The following is a 15,272-nucleotide window of genomic DNA, read 5'->3' on the forward strand; positions in this document are numbered from 1 at the left end:
ATGATGCATCCCTTTGTTAGATTCCGGGCAGGCGAACAACCTTATCATATTGATAATCTTCGTAATGTTGGGGTCGCCGGTCGATAATTTTCTGCACCCCTATCCGAACAGAGTCCGATGTCAGTGCTTCAACCGGAACAAGCCATTGAGCGCCAGACATATGCTGTGTCGCTGGCAACCCCCCCCTGAGCACCAGGGTTTTGGCGGAGCCGATACAGATACCAAGGTGCTGTGCAGCCTTGCCCAAACTGATCATCTTTCCATCGGATTTGTCCGGATCGTATTCCGGCAATCCGAGGCGTTCACGCATTTCCCGAACTCGCACAGTGGTCCAAGTCTCGCCGTCACCGGTTTTGCACCGCATACGGTTGAGAGAGACCGCAAGCTCCTTGTCCGGCCAATGGCCGGCAAGCTTGCGGAGCGCCTCAACCGCCGTTGGTGCCAGGTCCTGGGGATAGCGCCCGGTCTTGACGCGCGCGACGCGGATTTCCGTATGGCGCCCGCCATGCCAATGGACGAGCAACACCGCTTCGTTGGTTGCTTCGTCAAGATCGAGGATAATCTCCTTGATCAGGACGTGGATCAGCCGCTGCTTCGTTCTCGTATCGGTCGAGGGTGCGTTCCAAACGGCGGGTAAATCCTGCGCAAGCTGTAGAAGCGCACCGCGGTCAATCCTGGGCCGCATCGCCGCCGCCGAGCGTAACTCTTCGATCCTTCCTTCGAGTTCCGCAACATGTTCCAGCGCGCCATTCCATCGCGTCTCCAGTTCCCGTGCGACGTGGCGCTTCGCCGGATCTACCGATTCATAACGCCGTGCCGCGAGCGATGCCTCATAGCGCGCCGCTTCCAGATTGCGCTCTACGGCCGCAATGACGTCGTTGTTGGATCGCTCAATCTGGTCAGCCGCGAAGATAGCGGCCTCAACGGCGCGGTCCGAGACCGCTTCGAGGCAGGCCACAGCAACCGCCTTGTCAACGCGCACGCCACCTATTCCGATGCACACACCAATACCGATACCCTCTTCGTCGCCCCGACACTGATATCGGTGCGCATTGCCCTTCATCGTTCCGTAGTTCACACGCACCATGCGCCCGCAACGGCCACAGCGCATCAGGCCCGTCAACAGGGCACGACCTCCGCGCCCGGACTTCCGGTCGCAGTTTTTCTTCATGTAGGCATTCTCGAGCAGCAGCCGTTCGTTCTCTTCGAACTCCTGCCAACTGATATAGCCCTCGTGATTATCGCGCAAAAACGCCGACCATTCCTCACGAGGGCGTTTGCAGCCGTTCCTCTTGCGCGCTCGGCCATCAACGACCTGTGTACTCTGACCATTTCGTCCGAACGCATAGGCGCCGGCATAGAGCGGATTGTGCAGGATCTGGATCACGGTATGGTAAGCGGGCAGTTTCCAGATGACTTTGTAAACTTCGACGTTACGGCGAACGACCGGCATTTTGATATCGGCGTCACGTAGCCAGAGAAACACCTGTCGCGCGCTCCCCAGTTCGCGGAACTTGGTGAAGACAAGTTTCACAGCTTCCTGGACATGTTCATCAGGATCCTTTTCGACCTTACCCGTCTCACTCCAGCAGAAGCCTGGCGGAAGCATGAAGCGGAACTCACCGCGCTGGGCCTTGGCGTTGCGCGAGATCAGGCCGCGTTGACGCATCAGGCTGAGCTCATATTCCGACATTGTTCCTTTCAACCCCAGTAGCAAACGATCATTGACGACTCGGGCATCATAAACGCCGTCTGGATCGACCACCACCGCGCCGGTGAGCGCGCACAGATCGATCAGATGATGCCAGTCACGGCCGTTTCTCGCCAACCGTGACGCTTCGATACAATAGACGGCGCCAACACCACCGGAACAGACAAGAGCGACGAGCCGTTCGAACCCGGGTCGCTCGACGCTCCCCGAGCCCGACCGCCCGAGATCGTCATCGATCACGGTCACCGAGGCAAAGCCCGCGGCCTTGGCAGCGGCAGCAAGCTCATATTGTCGCCGCTGGCTTTCGAGATTGCCCATGACCTGCGCCAAAGTTGATTGCCGCACATAGACGACGGCCGCGCGGCCCAGATGGTCAGGTGTGATCTTGCTCATCAAAGCCTCCGTTTACAGTCTGGATCCCTGGCAATGGCTGGCCCATCGCCGCCATGATGAGGTCCGCCAGTGCTTCCACCAATCCCTTCACATCCCTCCCTCCCGGGGACTGCGGCGTCGGATTGTTGAATTCCAGCTTGAGCTGCGCTCGATCGACACATCTTCTTTTCGGCACGTCGTCTCTCCTTCGGGTTTGAAGAAGAGGATGATGCACGACGTTTCTGAGTCTTGCTCAAAGAGGTCAGCAACGTCGCGAGCTCGTTCAGGCTCTCGATACTGACCTCAGGGAGACCCTTATTCATGCCAGCGCAGAAGCTCGGGTCCAACATCCAGTTCGGCACCTCACGCGAATAGCCTGGCTTAATGTCCGTATGGATAGTTTTGAGTTTCTTGCCCCGTCGATTATGCGAGATTTGAACGGTCATCCCAAAGAAGGGGTGCCACGGATAGACGATCGTCGCATGACGCGAACCGTATGCTGAATGTTGTGTAGTTCCCCCTGCAGCCGCGGAAGCAGAACACATGGCCGCTCAAGGGGATCGCGCTCAAGCACCTCCTGACCGGCAGCGCCAGCGACGGAAAGCCACTCGCCGTGCCGGTGTGCCAGTGGCCAGCCACACCCGACCGCCCAGGACCCTAGTCATCTCTGGCGCGCCAGAACCCGCAGAACAGTAAGCGATGCACCAAGGCACCTTGCAATAGGCCGATGAACATGGAGCTTTCGCGCCATGACATTGGAACATGCAAGGGGCGATTTGGTCGCCGAGTTAAGCGATGCCGCGGCGGCGGAAGACCGTGCCACAGGGATTGGGCGCGCGCGGCAACGACGGCTGTGGAGTTGCACAGAGAAGCGCGCGTTGGTCGACCTGGCGAGCGCGGCGGGGTCGTCGGTGACCGAGGTCGCGCAGGCGTTCGGCGTAGCGCCGTCACAGCTCTATGCCTGGCGCAAGCAGATGGGCGGCGGCGAGCTCGATGCCGATCAGGCGATGGCGACCTTCGCGCGCATCGAGGTGAGCGATCTGCCCGGTGTCGAACGGCCCGTCGCCGATTGCCCGGACCCGGCCGGCAGGATCGTCGTGGCCTTTCCGAGCGGTGCGCGATTGCGGATCGACGGGACCGTCGATCCGAATGCGCTGCGCATCGTCCTGGCGGAGTTGACCAGGTGATCACGGTGGTGCCGACCGACCGGATTTACTTGTGCTGCGGCGCGACCGATATGCGCCGCGGAATCGACAGCCTGGCGCGGATGGTGCAGCAGGTCCTCGCGCTCGACCCGCACTTATGCATCGGGTGAGATTTTGTGGCGGAGCCGTCCTGGCGCCAGCCGGGGTCTGCCAAATCTGGCTTCCTCCGCCACATAATATTTCATGCCTCTCTGACGGACGCGGGATCCCCCTGCGTCGCAATGCCGGAGGGGCAATATGCTCGACTTCTATTTTTCGTATCGTGGGGTACTCAAGCGCCTGCGTAGCGGTGCGCTCGGCGGCGAGATGGATCGCCTCGCGGAGCATTTCTTCACGCTTGGTTACAAGCGAGCATCGGCCAAGTGTTATCTGAGCCGGATTGCGCACTTTAGCCAGTTTGCCGCGACGCGCTCTGGTCCGATGCCGATCCTTCAAGATGTCGTCGATAGCTATTTGCGTACGTTTACTACGGATTCTCCGCGCATTGGGGCAGTGTCGGCGCTGGGACACGCACGGCGAGTGGCTCCGGAGCGGTTCATTGTTTCCGTTCCAAATAAAGAGGATGATCCGGACGCCCCGCTTCTGGCCTCCTTTTCGGACTATCTGCGTAGGGTACGGGGCCTGGAGCCGAAGACCCTCGAAGGCGTTCTTCTGGGCGGCCGCCGCTTTCTGGATTGGTTCCACCACCACCATCCTCGGCAAAACCTGGAGATGTTGACGGCTGAGCACGTCCTCGCTGCTGCCGAACATCGGCTGTCGCTATCGGCGACCTCCAGCAGCCGCACGGCAGCGACTTCTCACATTCGAACATTTCTTCGGTTTTTGTATTGGGCTGGCCACCATCGCCAAGATCTCGCCTGCCTTGTCCCAAGGACGCCCTCTTGGCGTTTAGCACATTTGCCGCCGCGCCTTGCATGGGATGACGTTCGGCAGGCGATCGATGCGATCGGCGCAACGACACCGGTCGACATCCGCGATCGAGCCGTCCTGCTGCTGCTCGCCACCACGGGCATTCGCAACGGCGAGTTACGCGCCATTCGGCTGAAGGATATCGACTGGCGTACCGGCGAGGTTTTTGTCCGGCGCACCAAGGGCAAACGTGATCGGGTGGTGCCACTCCTCGAGGAGACCGGCGCCGCACTCGCCGATTACATCCTGCGCGCTCGACCGAAGGTGGACAGTCCGTATCTGTTCCTGTCCTTCAAGCCGCCGCTGGGACCGTTCACGTGCGCATCGCCTGTTTCGAGGATCGTGCGGAAGCGGTTGCGGCATGGCGGGGTCGAACTCGGGCGGGTCGCAGGTGCGCATCTCCTGCGCCACAGCCTTGCCACCCAGCTCGTCAGGCAGCGAAGGCCAATCAACGAGATCGCCGATCTTCTTGGACACCGGAGTATCAATACAACGGCGCTGTACGTGAAGGTTGCGGCCTCACAACTCGCCGAGGTCGCACTCCCGTTTCCGGGAGGCGCGGTATGACCGTCTTTACCCAATTCCTCGGCGAGAAGGCCGAGCGTTACATCGAACTGCGCCACTCGCTCGGCTACTCTTTCAGCAAACAAGCCGCCACCTTGCGGGCTTTCGTCCGCTACGTTGAACACGCTCAGTTCGTTGCGCCCGCCACCCGGACGATGGCGCTGGACTTCGTCCTGTCGTTCGGTGGCGCCGCCAACAGCCGCACCACTCGTCACGGCGTGCTCCGCCGATTCTACGAGTATCTCACCATCTATGACGCCCAAACCGAGGCCTTGGAGCGCAGAGTCTTTCCCAGATCCAGGGCAATTCCGCCGCCGCGCATCCTCAGCGAGTCAGAGTTGGCGTCGCTCATCGACGCATGTGCGCGCATTTCGCCAGGCATCCCACTCAGGGGGCGGACGATGGCAACGCTGATCGGATTGTTGGCAAGTTCGGGACTGCGATCTGGCGAAGCGGTCAGACTTGATCGTTCCGACGTCGATCTGACCAGCGGGGTTCTTCTGGTTCGGAAGACGAAGTTCCGCAAGGACCGTCTCGTTCCAGTTCACACGACGACCCAGGCTGCCCTTCGCCACTACGCACGTGATCGTGACGCCGCTTTTCCCACGCCCAAGGACCAGGGCTTCTTCCTCAGCTCTCGTGGCAACCGCCTCTCAGCGACCGGCCTGCAAAACGGTTTTGCCGAGGTCCGCAAGCTCGCCGGCCTTGATGGCGGTAAGCCCTTAAGGCCGCACGATCTCAGGCACCGGTTCGCCGTGACCCGTCTCAGCTTCTGGCATCAACAGCGTGCAGACGTTCAGGCGTTGCTCCCGTTGCTCGCCACATATCTCGGCCACGCCAGCTACAGCGATACAGCTTACTACCTCACGGGTTCGGCGGATCTTCTCGCCATTGCGGCGGATCGCGCTTTCCTCGATGGAGGTGCAGCATGAGCGAACATATGCTCCTAGCGCCGCTCCTGGAATCCTACTTTCGCCGGCGCTTGACCAAGCAGCGCAACGCCACTCCCGCGACTGTCGCGAGCTATCGCGACGCCTTGCGCATGCTGATCCTCTTCGCCGCCGCCAGGTTGCGGAAGAGGCCGGCGGCGTTGGTGCTTGAAGATCTCGATCGAGACCTCATTCTCGCCTTTCTCGACGAACTCGAGGAGAAGCGGAACAACACCGTCGCCACGCGCAATGCCCGACTAGCTGCGATACGATCTTTCTTCCACCATGTGGCAGCGGCCGACCCGGCGTCCTTTGGTGTCGCGCAACGCGTTTTGACCATTCCCACAAAACGGGCACACATTGAGGTGACGCGCCACCTCACCAGCGCAGAAGTGGACGCAATCATTGGGGCGCCCGATCAGAGGACGCCCCGTGGCCGGCGCGACCGCGCGTTTCTGCTGTTCCTCGCGCGGACCGGCGCGCGCGTCTCCGAAGCCATCAGTGTCGATGCTGACGACCTTCAGTTGGAACGCCCGCGTTCGCAGGTGCTGTTGCACGGTAAGGGGCGCAGAGATCGCGTCATCCCCGTTCCTCAGGATCTGGCGAGAGCGCTGGCGGCCGTGTTGCGCGAGCGCGGTATCGCCAACCACGAACCACGACCGATCTTTGTCGGCGCCCACAATGAGCGCCTGACGCGCTTCGGGGCTACCCACATCGTACGACGAGCAGCGGCCAAGGCCGTGGCCGTAAGGCCGGACTTGGCTGAAAAGCCCATATCACCGCACATTTTTCGACACTCCCTCGCCATGAAGCTTCTCCAGTCCGGCGTGGATCTCTTGACGATTCAAGCCTGGCTCGGCCACGCACAGGTCGCCACCACCCACCGCTATGCCGCTGCGGATGTCGAGATGATGCGCAACGGACTCGAAAAGGCGGGCATCGAGGGCAATTACGGGGCGCGCTTCCGGCCCACCGATGCCGTTCTGCAACTGCTGGACAGCATCTAAGCTAAAACATTATGTGGCGGAGCACGACAGATTTGGCAGACCCCGGCTGGCGCTAGGACGGCTCCGCCACAAAATCTCACCCGATGCATAAGTGCGGTTAGGTGGCGCGCCACCTAACCGCATACCGGCGCGATCTTCTGCTTCCGTGGACGCAAGGGTCATATCATCAAGATTTTGGCGCATGACGACCAGGGGTTCTGCCTTTTTACAAAACGGCTTTCCGATGGTTGTTTCGCCTGGCCGACCACCAAGGATCAGGTGACCGTGTCGCTCACTAAGGCACAGCTTTCGCTGCTTCTGGACGGGATCGACTGGCGCCGGCCGAACAAGATTTATCGACCGCGTCTGGCCGGCTAAATTCGGTCGTTTCTTATTGATTTTGTGCCGATTTTACTTTCGTAACAGAGGTCTTTCGGGTATGTAATTTGGGTGTCGGAACAAGCTCCCTCAACCGCTGATTTCTTCGCCCGGATCGCGCTTCTGGAGGCGGCCGTTTCTGCCCGTGACACCACCATCGCCGAACGCGATGAGCAGTTGCGAAGAGAGCGCGCCGAGGCCGCGCTTCGCATCCAGCGCCTGCAACTGCAGATCGATCGCTTCAACCGCAAAACCTTCGGCCGCTCGTCCGAGAAGCTGGGCCAGATGCTGCTCGAGCTCGAAGATCTCGAGACCGATGTAGCTGCCGGCGTGCCCGATATCGAGCCGCCCATCGTCGCTGACACCGACAAGGTCCGGGTGTTGCCGGTGCGCAAGCTCAACCCCAACCTGCCGCGCAAGCGCATTGTTCGCGAGCCGTCTTGCGCATGCTGCCCGGGCTGCGGCGGCGATCTGCGCGCCATGGGCGAAGATAGCGACGAGATGCTCGATCTGGTCGCCCAAGCCTGGCAGGTGATGGAGACCGTTCGACCCAAGTACAGCTGCCGGACCTGCGATAAAATCATCCAGGCGCCGGCACCAGCCAAGGCCATTGCACGCGGCAAGCTCAGCTATGCCGCACTTGCCCATATCATGATGGCCAAGTGGGGTTATTATCTGCCCTACTACCGTCAGGTACAGATGATGGCCGCCAAGGGCGTCGATATCGAGCGATCCACGCTTGCGCGTAGCGCCGGCTACGCCGCCGCCTTGCTCGATCCGATCTACAACCGCATCCGTGAGATCGGCCGTACCCGCAGCAAGATTCACACCGACGACACGCGGCTTCCGATCCTGGCGCCCGGCACTGGCAAGACGCACAAGGGCGCGCTCTGGGTCTACGTCGCCGACGACCGCAACTCGGGTTCGAAGGAGCCGCCGATCGCCTGGTATCGCGCCACCATGGGCCGCGCCGGCGAGAGCGTGATGAGCGAGCTCGCCGGATTTGCTGGCACCCTCCAGGCCGACGGATTCAGCGGCTACAATCAGCTCTACAAGGGCGGCGCCATTCGAGAAGCTGCCTGCCTGGCCCATCTGCGTCGCAAGATATTCGACGTTCACGACAGCCAGCCGACCGAGCTCAGCACGACGGCGATGGCCGGTATCCAGGCGATCTACCGGATCGAGGAAGAGATACGGGGGCTGCCGCCCGCCGAGCGATTGGCCGCACGACGAAGGCGAACCCGACCACTGGTCCGCGCGCTGCGACGACAGCTCATGCGCCAGGGCAAGGGTTTGTCGCGCCATGCCGATATCGCGAAGGCCTTCGCCTATGGCACCAAGCGATGGCGAGCGTTCAATCGCTTCCTCTACGATGGCCAACTCGAGCCCGACAACCTCATCGCGGAGCGGGCCATTCGTGGATTTACGGTCGGCAGGCGCAATTGGCTTTTCTCGGGCAGCTTCGCAGCGGCCGAGCGGTCAGCGGTCGTGCTCAGCATCATAGAGACTTGCAAGCTCTGCGGCGTCGATGCCGAGGCCTACATGGCCGACGTCACCGAGCGCATCCAGAATGATTGGCCAGCCTCGCGATGGGACGAACTGATGCCATGGAACTGGGTGCGCCGCGAAGAGATGCCGCTCCCCTTGGCGGCATGAGCGCGCTCGATGACATGGCGCTGTCGGACGAGGCGCTCGAGGTCTGGATGGCCGTCAAGACCAACCCCCGCCCGCTGGTGCAGACCATATCGGCGCTGGATGGCTTCGTAACGGCGTCGGTCACCGGGCCTCGCTACCGGGACCCGCAAGACTGGATGTGCCCGCTCATGGGGTTGCCGCGGAACGTCCTGGCCAAAGGGTCTGCAACCGATCACGCCGTGTTTGCCAGCGTCGCCAGGATCCACAACCGGATCAACGAGACGCTCTTCGACAGACCGCAGGATTATGCGCCCCGCTTCACCAGCACGCCCAGCGGCGGCATCGACCCCCGGCCGTGGTGCCAAGGGTTCTACGCAGCCATGAATCTCAACATCAAACGCTGGAAACGGCTACTCGACCTCGACAACCCCAACCACGGCCTGCTGCTGCCGATCCTGATCTACTGCGTCGACAAAAAGGACAGGCCCGTCCTCGGTAAGCCCAGGCCGGGGCCCGACACCGCGCACTTCATCGAGCACGAGGCGTACAAAGACATCGCCCTCGTCATCCCCGCCCTGCGCGAACTCCACTACGTCACCCGCTATGACGATCGGGAGTGATCGGCGCCGGCGCGCCGACCAATAAGCGACTTAACCATCAAGACGATTTCGGGAAAGGTGCCTTGGCGCAACGCTTACGCAGAACACAGGCAAGAGCGCTGTCATCGAAATTGGTCGGCCTGATTCGAGATCACGTCGATGGCGGCCGCTCACCCGACGGGAGGAGGTGAGTCGTGATGAAAAGATCAAGCCGCACCATCTGGAGCCCAAACCGCTCCTGTACGTGCGGCAGTAGTCAGCCCATCAGGGTCCTGCACCGCGAGAGCAGCGCGGTGCAATATGCGATGCGCGATCGCATGACGTCATTCGGTCGATCTCGTATAGACACGACGATACATGTGACCGGTCTTTCGGGGCGCGCCCCGGATGGCCAGTCATGGCGCAAACTTGGCAAGATTCAAACGGGGCACATTTGGGGAGTAGCGTTCCAGTATCGACATATGAGTGGGCTTGGAGACCTCTCGAGCTATCGTGTCTCAATAAGATCGGCGGCACGCTCGCCGATCATGATGCAAGTTGCGTTCGGGTTTCCTGCTATATGACGTGGGAATATTGATGCATCCGCAACCCATAGGCCTTGAACGCCTCGGACACAAAGATCAGGGGTCACTACTGCGCGCTCATCCGCGCCCATGCGGCAGGTACCTACAGGATGATAACTCGGCATAGCGTTGTTACGGACAAACTCCTCGTCCGCAGCTGCGCCGGCTTCCTGAGCCGGAATGTCGAGGAGCTTGAGGACGTTGTCGCCGAATGGCGGCATTTTGGAAAATCGTCGGATCCAGGTCAGAGATTCAGTGAGACTGCGGAGATCCTCTGGATGGTCGAGCAGGCGCGGAAATATCGCAATTGGGTCGCGGGGACTAGCGGATCGGAGTTCTAGGTGACCTTTGCTTTCGGCGTGGTTTACGTTCGCGAAAAATGCGACAAGCTTCTTGTTGGGGACGACGCGCTTTCCATCCTCAACCCAGTAACCGTACGGCAGAAAGTGAAACTGTAGGTCTGGCTCATACTTTTCAGGGGTTGATTTAACAAAGGCAATTACTTGCGCGAGGGACTCGCCCAAGATTCCTTGTCCTCGCAGGAAATATGAAGCAAACGCTTTGATACGGCCGAGTCCGGAGGAATACGCATTGCCGGTAGCGGTGTTCACTTCGGCTAGCACGTGAAGACAGGGATGCTCCAACAAATTTTTACCAACTTCTGGGCTGTCCACCACAGGTGTCACACCATGTTTGCGCAACTCTGTGGGATCGCCGATACCGGACAGCATGAGGATCTGTGGCGTATTTATTGCTCCAGCGGAAAGGACGACGCCTTTGCGCGCATGGTATCTCTTCGTCTGACCCTTCTTGGTGACAATGATGCCTCCGACTCTGTTTCCGTTGATGATAAGTCGATCCACCGAAGCATCATCTAAAAAGACGAGCCGCTTGTTTGACAATAAAGGTTTGATATATGCTTGGAATGTAGACTGACGAACACCGTTTGAGATATTGGCCTGGTTCCACGCAACGCCATCGTGAAGTGACCCGTTCAAGTCCGAGCTTTGTGGAACGCCTAACTTGATCAAGCTATCGATGAACCGCTGAGATATCGGCAGCCGCCAGCGCGTGCTACGGACACGAACCGGTCCCAATCCGCCGCGAAACGCGTTGTCAGTGTCCCCATCAGCGGTCTCCAACTTCCGAAAGTAAGGAAGTACCGAGTTCCATCCCCAGCCGTGGGCACCTAGCCCCTCCCAAGCTTCATAGTCGTTCCGCGAGCCCCGAATAAAGATCATCCCGTTAATCGCCGATGATCCACCCGGAACTCGCCCGCGAGGCCATCTCTCTTGCAGCCCGTTCCGTGTCGGGTCTGGCTGCGCTAGGAAGTTCCAGTCATAACGTTCATTGCCAACTGTGTAAATTGGCGAAGCAGGTATGCTAGTAACGGGGAATTTCTCTGCTTTTCCCGCTTCTACCAACAAAACTTTGAAGCCCTTCTCTACAAGGCGAGCCGTCAATGGCGAACCGGAACTTCCCGATCCAACTACAATATAGTCAACTTCCATTGATCTCTTCCACTTTTCACCGCAGCAGTAGGCTTCAGTTTATCATAGAACTATCGAGCTGTCGTAGCAAACTATAGAATATGCGACGAAAAACTGAGTTATCTGCGGCGGAAGTGAAGAATTTGGTGTAGCTGACGCCGTTGGTCGCCGCGCCCTCCGGCGCACAGCCGGGTTGATCAGCGCGCCACGGCGGGCAGGCTGATGAGCGGATCATCACTCATCAGGCTGATGGTTTCCAGCGTCATGTAGCGGGCCCTCTGCAGTGAGCTTGGGGATGCGCAGGTCGCCGGTTCCCGGTCGCGTTTTCCAATCCCGCTCGCGGTAGCCGTTGCACTGGGCGGTCCGCCGCGCGCTCTTCTCCCCATGGTCGGCGCCAGTCGTGGCGCCCGCCTCCAACTCCATCAGCCCGCTCGGCGGCAATGCATCATCTCGCGCAGGAGACGGCATCGGCGGGTCTTCTCCAGAGCGCGCAGGTTCACCATGTCGTTTGTCATCGGTGGTTCCTTTGAATCAGGTTGGTGCCAGCAACCCGACCCGAACGGAAGAACATCGATGACCACCGCTGCGCCACTCGCTCGCTACGCCGCTGTTGAGGGCGCGCTGGCCGAGCGGCTTCGCCAAGCCGAGCGCCACCACGTCGCGAGACACGACCAAAACGCACATCACGACCAACCCTTCAGAAATCGCTTGCTTCTCTACGTTTCGAGGTGTGGACGCTTTCATGAAAGTACCCGCGCAAAATCAGGTCGGCCGACCGCTTAAACGAACCCAGGTTTGGTAGGCGGAATGATTGTCAACCACGTCCATCTACCAAATCTTGCCTACCGCTTGCAAAGGTCGGCAGTCTTTGTTCCATCCGGCAGGTTAGACTTTGTGTAGCCGTACTTTCCGACTGAGGCCAGCATTTCTTCGCTGCCGAGGTAAGTCTTCATCACCGCATTCAAAGCATCGACATCGGCTTGTTGGTCTGGCGATAGAACAAGTCCTGGATATACTTTGCCTTCGGGCGCATTAAAAGGCTCAGCCATCTGTATGCTTTTATCGTTGTCAACAAGTCGCTTGGACGTAAAGTAGGCACCGGTTCCCGCGTCTGCGCGACCTGCCTTGATGGACTGCACCACTTCGGGATCCCCAGCAACCTGCATAAGCTTGTCGTCAGCAATCCCAGCTTGTTTCGCCTGCTTGACATAGACTGATCCCGCGACAGCTGCCAACGTTAGGCCCTTGTCGAGGATGTCGGTCAAGGAATGAATACCTTTTGGATTCCCCTTTGCCACAAGCAATGCATCGCTGAAATTGCCGAGGGGCTCGGTGAATAGAACGTTGCGGCATCGTTCAGGAGTGATATACATGCCGCCGGTAATGATGTCGTAGCGCCCAGCTTGGAGCCCGGGAATTAGCGAGCCCCATTCCGCTACGACGGGCTCGATTTTCGTCGTGCCGAGCTTTTTAAGGAGGTCGATTGTCATCGCATTGACAAAGCCAAGAGGCGCGTTGTTTTCTCCGGGGTACGCCCACGGGATTTCATTAGAAAAGCCGATACGGACGGTCTCGCCCTTCTTGATCTTATCAAGGAGCGACTCCGCGTGCGCCGAACACGCAGCCGCGGCAATAGAAGCCACCGCAATGCCAAGCGCAGCGATGCGCCGTTGAATTGCCAGCCTGGGCGTCCAAGTGATTTTGTTGTGAAGCTCTCTGGTTCCCATGAAAGAAATCTCCGTGGATTTTCATTATTATTACGGTCGGAATATGCCAGCTGCGGGTTGTTCGTTTCAAGCGAACTGAGCTGGAAATGTGCAGGAAAACTGCGTGTCTCCCGATTCAACCGCGACGAGTTATCCCTCCGGTCAGGACTCCCTGAGAGCCGCCTTGCGAGCTGAGGGCGAACGTCGGAATATTGCCCTCCGGCATTGCGGCGCAGGGGGATCCGGCGTCCGTCGTCCGTCAGAGAGGCATGAAACATTATATGGCGGGGCGCCCGGCGCCAGTGTCTCCTCCAGAATCCGCCTCTTCGGCTCCGCCGGCCAGCGACGGCGCAGCAGCACCACGCTCTCCTCGAGACGGTTTGCTACCGCATCGATGACTGCAAAACTTTGAAGTCTGGACTTGGGTGCGACTGCAAACCAACCCCCCCAGATTCATGGCGGCAGTGTCATCGCCTTCGCAGCTCAGCGAAGTTAAAAGGGGCGCTTACAGAGAAATCAACACCGGAAAATTCTGAAATTGGGCACTCCGTGGCTTGGCTACAGAAGCAATCTGGAAAGTTCGAGAGCATTCGGGCTGAGGCCGCCTTGTGGATCCGCCATGTGAACTTAGTTCTATCTAGTCTTAGTCTAGCCAACGTTGTTCGAACCCAGAACTGCCTTGACTTCGAGATATTCCTCCAAACCGAACTTGCCATTCTCGCGACCATTGCCCGATTGCTTGTAACCGCCAAACGGCCGAGCAGCATCGCGTATTGGATAGTTTATGTGCACCATTCCGGCGCGTAAGCGGGAAGCTAATTTTTTAGCTTCATCCATGTGTGAAGACGCCACGTAGGCTGCGAGCCCATAAACAGTATCGTTCGCAATTTGTACGGCCTCATCTTCATCTTGATAGGGTATAATTGTTAGTACGGGCCCGAAAATTTCTTCACGGGCGATGGTCATTGTGTTACTTGCGCCAGCAAATACGGTTGGCTTGACGAAATATCCTTTCTTGATGCCGTTGGGCCTACCAAGCCCGCCGGCAACCAATTCAGCTCCTTCTTCGATCCCTATTTTGATCAGCTCCTGTACCTTTTCAAACTGGGCTTTGGTGGCAACAGGACCAATAGCGGTTTGAGGTGAGTGAACGTCTCCTACCACCAGGCTTTCCGCACTTTCTTTCGCTATCGCTTTTGCCTGATCATGTAGGCTTGCCGGAACAAGCATTCTTGTTGGAGCACTGCAAGCCTGCCCGCTGTTGTGCATTACCCGGTGAACCCCGGTCGATACGGCCCATTTCAAATTTGCATCGGGTAGAATAATGTTTGCTGACTTACCGCCGAGCTCCTGAGTTACCCGTTTGACAGTCGACGCAGCGGTTTGCGCGATGCGTATCCCCGCTCTTGTTGATCCGGTAAAGGATATCATGTCTACATCCGCATGAGACGAAAGGGCTTCACCAACAACTGCTCCCTGTCCCTGAACCATGTTGAAGACGCCCGGCGGCACTCCAGCTGCTTCCAGGGCTTCGGTGAAAATAATGGCGCAGAGAGGTGTCATCTCGGAAGGCTTAAGGACCATGGTGCAACCTGCAGCAAGGGCTGGCGCGACTTTGGTAATAATTTGTCCAACGGGCCAGTTCCAAGGCGTTATCATACCGACAACACCGATCGGCTCACGCAAAATGCTATCTGAACCGACTGTCTCGTAGAAGCTATAGCTTTTCAGAATTTCGATCGTCCTCACGATCTCTGCGGATGCATCGTGCCATTCGCGAGCAATTTCGAGCGGTGCTCCCATCTCACGACAAAGAGTGTCCGCTATATCGTTCCTGCGTCGTTGATATTCCGTGAGCATCCTCTCCAACAACGCGGCTCGGTCAAAAACCGACCAAGCCGAGTAGATTGGAAATGCAGCGCGGGCAGCCGCTACCGCCCGGTTGACGTCCTGTACACCTCCGCCGGTAACCCACGTGAATGTCTCTTCGGTCGACGGGTTTACGACCGGCAAGAGGACCGGGTCTATTGGTGTGACCCAAGTGCCGTTTACATAATGCTTCGACTCGTGTTGCACGAGCTTCTCCAGATTCACCTAGAATTGTCCAATAAGAAATCGTTCACAAGTGCGATTAATTTGAGGCATCTGCCATCTATCCTAGCAGTTTCTTAACGGGGTCTATAACAATGCTAGGGTTCAACGACCCACTTGTTGCAGAGAACGCT

At 58.8% G+C, this 15,272-nt stretch carries 12 protein-coding genes and 2 pseudogenes; 8 read left to right on the forward strand and 6 right to left on the reverse strand.

The features are described from left to right. Window positions 1-16: 16 nt before the first annotated feature. Together JG743_RS30870 and JG743_RS30875 are read right to left on the reverse strand one after the other, a co-directional pair. A complete protein-coding gene (locus tag JG743_RS30870; RefSeq protein ID WP_244672994.1) occupies window positions 17-2,104 on the reverse strand; it encodes a recombinase family protein in 2,088 nt (695 codons plus the stop codon). Further along, window positions 2,085-2,279 (reverse strand): hypothetical protein, encoded by a 195-nt coding sequence (locus tag JG743_RS30875; protein ID WP_202296171.1) that lies wholly within the window; start codon window positions 2,277-2,279, stop codon window positions 2,085-2,087. Before JG743_RS30875 ends, JG743_RS30870 begins: the two co-directional genes overlap by 20 nt. A gap of 553 nt (window positions 2,280-2,832) precedes the next feature. On the opposite strand from JG743_RS30875, the gene tnpA reads away from it, so the two are divergent. From tnpA to JG743_RS30915, 8 genes and pseudogenes are all read left to right on the forward strand, one after another. Beyond that, window positions 2,833-3,270, forward strand: a complete 438-nt coding sequence (tnpA, locus tag JG743_RS30880) for an IS66-like element accessory protein TnpA (RefSeq protein WP_202296172.1) — start codon at window positions 2,833-2,835, stop codon at window positions 3,268-3,270. After that, on the forward strand, window positions 3,267-3,398 hold the full coding sequence (gene tnpB / locus JG743_RS30885) for an IS66 family insertion sequence element accessory protein TnpB (RefSeq protein WP_202296174.1): 132 nt from the start codon (window positions 3,267-3,269) through the stop codon (window positions 3,396-3,398). Before tnpA ends, tnpB (JG743_RS30885) begins: the two co-directional genes overlap by 4 nt. Window positions 3,399-3,525: 127 nt before the next feature. Further along, on the forward strand, window positions 3,526-4,764 hold the full coding sequence (locus JG743_RS30890) for a site-specific integrase (RefSeq protein WP_202296176.1): 1,239 nt from the start codon (window positions 3,526-3,528) through the stop codon (window positions 4,762-4,764). Continuing rightward, on the forward strand, window positions 4,761-5,693 hold the full coding sequence (locus JG743_RS30895) for a tyrosine-type recombinase/integrase (protein ID WP_202296179.1): 933 nt from the start codon (window positions 4,761-4,763) through the stop codon (window positions 5,691-5,693). The genes JG743_RS30890 and JG743_RS30895 overlap by 4 nt, the downstream gene beginning before the upstream one ends. Beyond that, the gene (locus tag JG743_RS30900) at window positions 5,690-6,697 is read left to right on the forward strand and encodes a tyrosine-type recombinase/integrase (RefSeq protein WP_202296181.1); all 1,008 of its coding nucleotides are present in this window, start codon (window positions 5,690-5,692) and stop codon (window positions 6,695-6,697) included. Before JG743_RS30895 ends, JG743_RS30900 begins: the two co-directional genes overlap by 4 nt. Window positions 6,698-6,826: 129 nt before the next feature. Further along, window positions 6,827-7,054: pseudogene (tnpB, locus tag JG743_RS34860) on the forward strand (IS66 family insertion sequence element accessory protein TnpB); the annotation flags it as partial. A 72-nt stretch (window positions 7,055-7,126) separates the two neighbouring features. Further along, a complete protein-coding gene (gene tnpC / locus JG743_RS30910) occupies window positions 7,127-8,710 on the forward strand; it encodes an IS66 family transposase (RefSeq protein WP_202296183.1) in 1,584 nt (527 codons plus the stop codon). After that, the gene (locus JG743_RS30915; protein ID WP_244672996.1) at window positions 8,662-9,309 is read left to right on the forward strand and encodes a UPF0149 family protein; all 648 of its coding nucleotides are present in this window, start codon (window positions 8,662-8,664) and stop codon (window positions 9,307-9,309) included. Before tnpC ends, JG743_RS30915 begins: the two co-directional genes overlap by 49 nt. Before the next feature lie 466 nt (window positions 9,310-9,775). Here the strand turns inward: JG743_RS30915 and JG743_RS30920 are convergent, their stop codons facing one another. The 4 genes and pseudogenes from JG743_RS30920 to JG743_RS30935 all read right to left on the reverse strand — a co-directional run bounded on the left by JG743_RS30920 (window position 9,776) and on the right by JG743_RS30935 (window position 15,141). Next, complete coding sequence (locus JG743_RS30920) at window positions 9,776-11,362, reverse strand: GMC family oxidoreductase (RefSeq protein WP_202296187.1); 1,587 nt, start codon at window positions 11,360-11,362, stop codon at window positions 9,776-9,778. A 324-nt stretch (window positions 11,363-11,686) separates the two neighbouring features. Next, window positions 11,687-11,809, reverse strand: a pseudogene (locus JG743_RS34865) (hypothetical protein); the annotation flags it as partial. Between the two features lie 374 nt (window positions 11,810-12,183). Further along, window positions 12,184-13,068, reverse strand: a complete 885-nt coding sequence (gene ehuB, locus JG743_RS30930; RefSeq protein ID WP_202296191.1) for an ectoine/hydroxyectoine ABC transporter substrate-binding protein EhuB — start codon at window positions 13,066-13,068, stop codon at window positions 12,184-12,186. Between the two features lie 627 nt (window positions 13,069-13,695). Next, entirely contained in the window at window positions 13,696-15,141 is a 1,446-nt protein-coding gene (locus tag JG743_RS30935; RefSeq protein WP_342215525.1) for an aldehyde dehydrogenase family protein, read from the reverse strand. Between the last annotated feature and the right edge of the window lie 131 nt (window positions 15,142-15,272).

Source organism: Mesorhizobium sp. 131-2-1, assembly GCF_016756535.1.
Lineage (GTDB): Bacteria > Pseudomonadota > Alphaproteobacteria > Rhizobiales > Rhizobiaceae > Mesorhizobium.

Coding starts and splice junctions, on each gene's coding strand:
- JG743_RS30870 (WP_244672994.1), bottom strand. CDS start 2,104: ATGAGCAAGATCACACCTGACCATCTGGGCCGCGCGGCCGTCGTCTAT.
- tnpA (WP_202296172.1), top strand. CDS start 2,833: ATGACATTGGAACATGCAAGGGGCGATTTGGTCGCCGAGTTAAGCGAT.
- JG743_RS30890 (WP_202296176.1), top strand. CDS start 3,526: ATGCTCGACTTCTATTTTTCGTATCGTGGGGTACTCAAGCGCCTGCGT.
- JG743_RS30895 (WP_202296179.1), top strand. CDS start 4,761: ATGACCGTCTTTACCCAATTCCTCGGCGAGAAGGCCGAGCGTTACATC.
- JG743_RS30900 (WP_202296181.1), top strand. CDS start 5,690: ATGAGCGAACATATGCTCCTAGCGCCGCTCCTGGAATCCTACTTTCGC.
- JG743_RS30915 (WP_244672996.1), top strand. CDS start 8,662: ATGGAACTGGGTGCGCCGCGAAGAGATGCCGCTCCCCTTGGCGGCATG.
- JG743_RS30920 (WP_202296187.1), bottom strand. CDS start 11,362: ATGGAAGTTGACTATATTGTAGTTGGATCGGGAAGTTCCGGTTCGCCA.
- ehuB (WP_202296191.1), bottom strand. CDS start 13,068: ATGGGAACCAGAGAGCTTCACAACAAAATCACTTGGACGCCCAGGCTG.